The sequence below is a fragment of the Flavobacterium bizetiae genome, from assembly GCF_902804475.1.
GTDB lineage: Bacteria > Bacteroidota > Bacteroidia > Flavobacteriales > Flavobacteriaceae > Flavobacterium > Flavobacterium bizetiae.
The window spans coordinates 1-7,071 of the sequence record NZ_CADCSU010000136.1 but is presented as its reverse complement, the minus strand read 5'-3'; the positions used below and the strand labels follow the sequence as shown (position 1 = coordinate 7,071).

Below are 7,071 nucleotides of genomic sequence, written 5' to 3'. Positions count from 1 at the left end.
ACGCTATAGAGACTAGCTCAATGACTGTCTTGAAAAGCAAAACTAATAAAAATTAAGATTTAAATTTGGAAATCAACACAGAATCTTTGCGGTTAAATTCAGCACAATTCATTTTAAACCTGAAACTGTTTTTTTTGTTTGATTTTCATAACTTTGCTGCATGAAAGAGCAATTAGATTATCAGGCTTCTGAACTTGGTATAAACGATTTAAAGCTAAAAGGGTTTAAAGTATACGAAGTAAACGATACAATTAGTAAGATTCCGACGTATAACCGCAGGGATTTTTATAAAATATGTATTAATACCAGTAAGAGTTTAATTCATTACGCGGACCGCGGTATAGAAACCGATGGTACGATATTATTCTTCGGAAATCCGCATATTCCGTATTCATGGGAAATTATTTCACCGGAATATGAAGGATACGCTTGTGTTTTTACCGAAGAATTTTTGAAAGCCAATGATCGTTCTGAAAGTCTTCATGAATCGCCTTTGTTTAAAATTGGCGGAACTCCTATTTTTACCTTATCGGCTGAGCAAAAAGTGTTTATAGATTCGTTGTTTAAAAAAATGATCGAAGAACAAGAAACCGATTATGTTTTTAAAGATGATTTAATTCGAAATTACATCAATCTGATTTTGCATGAATCGATGAAAATGCAGCCTTCAGAAAATTTCTTTAAACATAAAAATGCTTCGTCGAGAATTACCTCATTATTTTTAGAATTATTAGAAAGACAATTTCCTATAGAAACAAAAAATGAACCTTTGGCACTAAAAACGCCTCAGGATTATGCACAAAGTTTGTCTGTACATGTGAATCATTTAAACCGTTCTGTAAAAGAAGTTACCGGAAAACCAACAACAGCGCATATTACGGAGAGAATCATTGGCGAAGCCAAAGCATTACTGCAACACACGGATTGGAGCATCTCTGATATAGGATATTCGTTAGGATTTGAATATCCGAGTTATTTTAATAATTACTTTAAAAGACTTACAGGAACGATCCCAAAATCGTTACGATCGTAAATTGTTTCATATTCTTAATTTTTTGTTTGAATATTGTTATTTCTAATTGTTGTTGCTAAACTACTTTTGCCCTGAAATAATTAGTATTAACCTCTATCGGTTTTTCGCTGACTAAATATAACTTCTATAAAGCGCATTCTAGCTTTCTAATTTAGTTTCCAGCACTGATATACAAAAACAAAATAATTATGAAAGAACCAGAAAATCAATTAAATGAAACTATTTTTCCAAAAGGAGATCTAGCTTCAGCGGATTATTTTACAGGAAAAGCATGGGTGAAAATGTTGGTTCCAAATGATCCGGTTTTAAATACTGCCGTTGGTAATGTAGTTTTCGAAGCAGGTGCGAGAAACAATTGGCATACACATCCCGGCGGACAAATATTAATAGTTACAAAAGGAACAGGATATTATCAGGAAGAAGGAAAACCAATTCAGTTACTTCAGGAAGGTGATGTTGTCAACATTCAACCCGAATTAAAGCATTGGCACGGAGCTGCTCCGGATAATGAATTTACCCATATTGCTATTAGTACCAATACTCAAAAAGGTATTGTAGACTGGCTTGAACCAGTAACCGACGAACAATATAATAGCTTTAAATAATTAAAGTAAAAGTGTTGTTTGGTTGATCTAACCTTAATTAATGGTTTTGTTAGATCTTATTTTAAATAAAATTCCAATCTCAAAAAATCAATTTTATGTCAACACTTTATACTTCCGCTATTGAAGAGGGCAAAGTCCCGAATACTTTTATGACTGGTACTGTTTCTTATAAAAAACAAACCAGCAATATTCATCCGGACAACACCATGATTAAAGAAGTTTCTTTTGAACCCGGATCGAGATGCAACTGGCATATTAACGCAAGTTTGCAATTGTTTATCGCAACTGACGGAATTGGCTATTATCAGGAAAAAGGTTCTGTGATTCGTTTGCTTCATAAAGATGAGGTAATTACGATTTTACCAGGTGTAGAACATTGGTACGGCGCAACACCTTTTAGCCGATTTTCGCACATTAGCATCATCACAGAAATCGACAAAGGAAAAGGAATTTGGTTAGAAAGCGTAACCGATGAAGAGTACTTCAGTTTTGGAAAGTAATCTAAGTTGCTGAGTTGCTAAGGTTCTAAGTTACTAAGTTACTAAGTGAATAGGAACTCATGATCTTAAAACGCATTGCAGAAGAAAACTTTGCGACTCTGCGACTTTGCGAGAAATATTATTTTTTTCACGCAGATTTTAAAAGATTTGAATTAAATTCTCTTAAATCTGCGCGAAACTATACCAACTCTAAAACAAAAAAAACTCAGAACCTTAGCTACTTAGCGTCTCAGTACCTTAAAAATAAAAAACAAAAACATGCAAACAAAAAACATAAAAGCCTTTGGCACAGAAGCTGCCGAAGCACCCTTACAAACATTAGATATTCAGCGTAGAGAGGTTTTAGCGCACGACGTCGAAATCGAAATTTTATATTGCGGAATTTGCCACTCAGATTTACACTCGGCGAGAAACGAATGGCACGGAACTATTTACCCGATAGTTCCAGGCCACGAAATCGTAGGTCGTGTAACAAAAGTGGGGGATCACGTAAAAGGTTTTAAAGTAGGCGATTTAGCCGGAGTAGGCTGTATGGTCGATTCTTGTAGAGAATGCGAACATTGTAAAGATGGTTTAGAGCAATTTTGCGATCCGGGAAATACATTAACGTTCAATTCTCCTGACGTTCATTTAGGCGGACAAACTTTTGGAGGATATTCTCAAAGTATTGTAGTCGATGAAAATTATGTACTGCATATTTCAGATAAACTTGATCTTGCCGGAGTTGCGCCTTTACTTTGCGCCGGAATCACCACTTATTCTCCGCTAAAACACTGGAATGTTGGTCCTGGACAAAAAGTAGGTGTTGTAGGTATTGGTGGTTTAGGTCACATGGGGATTAAATTGGCAAAAGCAATGGGCGCTCATGTAGTGGTTTTTACAACTTCATTGTCTAAAACCGAAGATGCAAAACGTTTAGGAGCAGACGAAGTAGTTTTATCTACAGATCCTGAACAAATGGCAAAATATGCTAAAACGCTAAACTTTATTTTAGATTGCGTATCAGCTCCACATGATATTGATGCGTATTTAAACCTACTTAAAGTAGACGGAACGCTTACTTTGGTTGGTGCTCCAATGGAACCGCTTCCGGTAACTTCATTCAGTTTATTATTAGGTAGAAGAAGTTTTGCAGGTTCTAATATTGGCGGAATTGCTGAGACTCAGGAAATGCTAGACTTTTGTGCAGAACATAACATTACTGCCGACATCGAAATTATTGGTGTTGATGAAGTAAACGATGCTTACGAAAGATTACTAAAAGGAGATATTAAATACCGTTTTGTAATTGATATGGCTTCTCTTAAGTAGCTAAGTGACTAAGGTTCTAAGTTGCTAAGTTTTTTAAAGCAGGTTCAAAGTTTCATAGAGACAAAGTTTCAGAGGTTTCAAAAATAAAACTTTGCGCCTTTGCGTCTTTGCGCGAACTAAAAGATTGCAACGTGAATAAATATTTAAAAAGGTCTGACTCTCTAAGTCAGACCTTTTTTTATTCTTTTCAAAATTGATACTATTTAATTATTAATTTTGAAATTCAATAACAAATCACTTTCTCTTGCAAAAACATTCGATTCCTGTTTTATCTGTTGGCAATATACTCGGAGAAGAAACCTTGGGGATTACCTTGTTTCGCCATAGCGTAAAAGGAAGAAACGAATTTGAGCAGCCTCACAAGCACGATTTTTACATGGTGTTTTTTGTAGAAAAAGGTTCAGGAGTTCACAATGTCGATTTTACTCAATATATAGTAAACGATTATCAGGTTTATTTTATCAGGGCAGGGCAGGTTCATAACTGGTCGCTCGATGTCGATACTTCCGGTTTTCAATTAATGCTTGCGGCAGATGTCATTACTATATTTTCGAATTTAGGATCATTTCCGTTTTTTGAGCAAAGTGTTCCCTCTTGTTTGTCTTTAGATAAAAAACAGTTTGAAGAATTTAAAATTCATTTGCATGAAATAGAATTAGTATTGTCTGATAATGATGTTCTTACCAAAGAAATTCTTTTATTGCGTTTACATTTAATGCTGAAGTTATTGCAAAAAGAATATTTAAATCAATTTCCGGAACATGATTCATCAACCAAACCAGAAAAAATTATAAAAGGGTTTAATACGCTAATTGATGATCATTTTAATGAAGAATCTTCGGTGAATTTTTATGCTGATAAATTAAATATTACGGCAAATTATCTCAATATCCTTTCGCAGAAATATTTAAAAATGCCGGCAAGCGATGTTATCAAACAAAGAACTATTCTCGAAGCAAAACGCTTACTTACCAGTACCGATTTGTCTATAAAAGAAATTGGGTATCAACTGGGTTTTAATGATAATACCTATTTCAGTAAAGTATTTAAAAAGTATACCGGAAAAACTCCCGGTGATTTTAAAAAATTATAATTTCTACCATCTTTCTCCGTAATATTACCGTTATCGTTTTGAGTTTATAACGAATTTTGCAATGCAATTAATGCTGTTGATTATTAGAGTGTTATTGTAAAATCGTATAACAAACGCAAAGAAGATAATATATAATTTATGGAAGATCATAAAATAAGCCGAAAAAAATTCTTAGGATTAGGTGCCGCAGCAACCGGAGCCGCATTGTTTTCAGGAATTGGAGGAAATGCAGTTGCACAAGTTTTACCAGAAGAAAATAAAACTGCTTTAAACGAATATCTTTTGATAAATGTTCGATTAGAAGATGGTTTTGAATATAATGATAAAAATGAAGTAATCGCCACCAAAACAGCCTTATACAATATTCATATTGCCAATGGTAAAATAAAAAGCATTACCACAACAAAACCAGCGTTGAAACTGAAAACCGTTGATGCCAAAGGACTTTTGATGCTTCCGGGATTGCGTGATATGCACATTCATATTGATAAAACGTATTATGGCAGCGGAACCTGGAATGCAGCGCCAAGAAAAGGTTATACGGTAAAAGATATGATCACGCTGGAGCAAAAGTTAATTCCGCAATTGTTACCGGATTCTCAGCATAAAGCAGAAGAAGCCATTAAACTAATGCAAAGCCAAGGAAGTTATTTTGCGCGTTGCCAATGTAATATTGATCCTGTAAGTGGATTAAAAAGTTTAGAACACTTACAGGCGGCTTTAGAAAAAAATAAAGACAGCTTTGGTTCAGAAATCGTTGCTTTTCCGCAACACGGGATTTTGTATTCGCAATGTGAACCTTTATTAAGAGAAGCGGCAAAAATGGGAATTGATTTCATTGGCGGACTTGACCCAACCAATGTTGATGGTAATATGGAGAAATCTCTTGATGTTATGTTTCAAATTGCACTTGATAATAATAAAGGTGTCGATATACATTTGCATGAATCGATACCATCTGGTAAAGCGGCGATCGAATACATGATTAAAAAGACCGAAGAAAACAAACAATTACAAGGAAAAACATATATCAGTCATGGTTTTGCGCTTGCGAAAATGGATCCAAAAGATTTGGAGAAAATCGCCGAACAAATGGGAAATCTGGGAATAGGAGTAGTATCGGGAATTCCGATTGGGAAAACGATAATGCCAATTCCAACTTTGAAAAAATATGGTGTAAAATTAATGACAGGAACCGACAGTATTGTCGATCACTGGCAGCCTTTCGGGACTTGCGATATGCTAGAAAAAGCAAAATTATGCGCTCAGCTTTACGGCTGGACAGACGAATATAATCTAAGCAGATCTTTGCACATTGCTACAAAAGATGAAATTTTACCTCTTAATGATGCCGGAAGCCGTGTTTGGCCAGCGGTAGATAACGAAGCCAATTTTATCCTGGTAAAAGCAAGCTGTTCTGCCGAAGCCGTAGCACGTTTACCGAAAAGAGAAGGTGTTTTTTATAAAGGAAGAAAGATTGCAGGAGATATTTCTTAAGTTTTTTAGGTGTTAAGATTCTAAGTTGCTAAGGTACTAAGGTAGAACTGTAATTGTCATATTTATATCTTAAAGATTTATCGCGAAGTTTGGGGGCTTCGTGAAAATAGATGGGTTTTAATCTATCTAAAAATTATTCAATTATAATACATGCAAGAAAAGACGAACTGCTGTGTGTCTCTACAAAAACCTTTGTCCCTTAAAAAGAAACTTTAGAATCTTAGCAACTTAGAACCTCAGAACCTTTAAAATAGAAACCCCTCAAGCAATTCAACTCTTGAGGGGTTTTTAAAATAAATAATAACCAATTAAATTTATTTTTTATCTAAATTTTGTTTTAGCAATTTCGCATGCTCTAAATGAGCTGTAAGCGGTGCTATATTATTCGATGCCCAAACTTTAACATCATTATCAGTAGCATCTTTTGATGCTTTTTGCAATTTGTCAATTGCTTTTTCATGACCATCGATCATCATGTCTACGAATTTTTTATCAAAATCAAGACCTGATTTTTCGTTTAATTTTTTATACTCTTCTTGTCCGTCTTCAGTTAAAGAAGTTGGTAGAGTAAAGTTTTTAGCTTTTGCCAAAGCGCTTACTTCAGATGCTGATTTAGTATGCTCGTCAATAAGCATTTTACCAAATTTTTTCACTTCTGCATTAGTACCTTTTTGTTGCGCTAATTTTCCAAGTTCAATCTCGGCTAAATTAATTTCTGCCTGATCCACTAAAAATTCAGAATCATCTTCTTTATTATTAAGAGTATCAAATTTTGCTTCGTTTGCATCTTCCGCTACTTCTTTAGGATCTTCTTGTTTGTTTTCATTTTTACAAGAGTTTAAAGATAAAATAAGTAATCCTGCTCCTAAAATTGCTGTTCCGGCTAAAAGTATTTTTTTCATGATTTAATCGTTTAAATGTTATAATGTAAAATTATTCACATTGTGTCAAGAATGTCTTACAGTATTTTTGAATAATGTTATATGATTTGGATTTATGAAAGATTAATATGTAATACAAATAGTATTATAT

General features: G+C 34.2%; 7 protein-coding genes. 6 read left to right on the top strand and 1 reads right to left on the bottom strand.

The features are described 5' to 3' along the window. The first annotated feature begins 160 nt into the window (after positions 1-160). The 6 genes from FLACOL7796_RS18825 to FLACOL7796_RS18800 all read left to right on the top strand — a co-directional run bounded on the left by FLACOL7796_RS18825 (position 161) and on the right by FLACOL7796_RS18800 (position 6,039). Positions 161-1,033 (top strand): helix-turn-helix domain-containing protein, encoded by an 873-nt coding sequence (locus FLACOL7796_RS18825; protein ID WP_173972306.1) that lies wholly within the window; start codon positions 161-163, stop codon positions 1,031-1,033. A 188-nt stretch (positions 1,034-1,221) separates the two neighbouring features. Then, positions 1,222-1,638: a (R)-mandelonitrile lyase gene (locus FLACOL7796_RS18820; RefSeq protein WP_173972304.1), complete on the top strand. Its 417-nt coding sequence runs from the start codon at positions 1,222-1,224 to the stop codon at positions 1,636-1,638. A 95-nt stretch (positions 1,639-1,733) separates the two neighbouring features. Then, positions 1,734-2,138: a cupin domain-containing protein gene (locus FLACOL7796_RS18815; RefSeq protein ID WP_173972302.1), complete on the top strand. Its 405-nt coding sequence runs from the start codon at positions 1,734-1,736 to the stop codon at positions 2,136-2,138. A 258-nt stretch (positions 2,139-2,396) separates the two neighbouring features. Further along, on the top strand, positions 2,397-3,449 hold the full coding sequence (locus FLACOL7796_RS18810) for an NAD(P)-dependent alcohol dehydrogenase (protein WP_173972301.1): 1,053 nt from the start codon (positions 2,397-2,399) through the stop codon (positions 3,447-3,449). A 244-nt stretch (positions 3,450-3,693) separates the two neighbouring features. Beyond that, positions 3,694-4,542, top strand: coding sequence for a helix-turn-helix domain-containing protein (locus FLACOL7796_RS18805; RefSeq protein WP_173972299.1), 849 nt, complete (start codon positions 3,694-3,696; stop codon positions 4,540-4,542). A 138-nt stretch (positions 4,543-4,680) separates the two neighbouring features. Then, positions 4,681-6,039 carry an amidohydrolase gene (locus FLACOL7796_RS18800; protein WP_173972297.1) on the top strand — a complete coding sequence of 453 codons (1,359 nt, stop codon included), beginning with the start codon at positions 4,681-4,683 and terminating at the stop codon, positions 6,037-6,039. A 314-nt stretch (positions 6,040-6,353) separates the two neighbouring features. On the opposite strand, the gene FLACOL7796_RS18795 is transcribed toward FLACOL7796_RS18800, so the two are convergent. Next, positions 6,354-6,941: a DUF4142 domain-containing protein gene (locus tag FLACOL7796_RS18795; RefSeq protein WP_173972296.1), complete on the bottom strand. Its 588-nt coding sequence runs from the start codon at positions 6,939-6,941 to the stop codon at positions 6,354-6,356. Positions 6,942-7,071 lie beyond the last annotated feature (130 nt).

Coding starts and splice junctions, on each gene's coding strand:
- FLACOL7796_RS18825 (WP_173972306.1), top strand. CDS start 161: ATGAAAGAGCAATTAGATTATCAGGCTTCTGAACTTGGTATAAACGAT.
- FLACOL7796_RS18820 (WP_173972304.1), top strand. CDS start 1,222: ATGAAAGAACCAGAAAATCAATTAAATGAAACTATTTTTCCAAAAGGA.
- FLACOL7796_RS18815 (WP_173972302.1), top strand. CDS start 1,734: ATGTCAACACTTTATACTTCCGCTATTGAAGAGGGCAAAGTCCCGAAT.
- FLACOL7796_RS18810 (WP_173972301.1), top strand. CDS start 2,397: ATGCAAACAAAAAACATAAAAGCCTTTGGCACAGAAGCTGCCGAAGCA.
- FLACOL7796_RS18800 (WP_173972297.1), top strand. CDS start 4,681: ATGGAAGATCATAAAATAAGCCGAAAAAAATTCTTAGGATTAGGTGCC.
- FLACOL7796_RS18795 (WP_173972296.1), bottom strand. CDS start 6,941: ATGAAAAAAATACTTTTAGCCGGAACAGCAATTTTAGGAGCAGGATTA.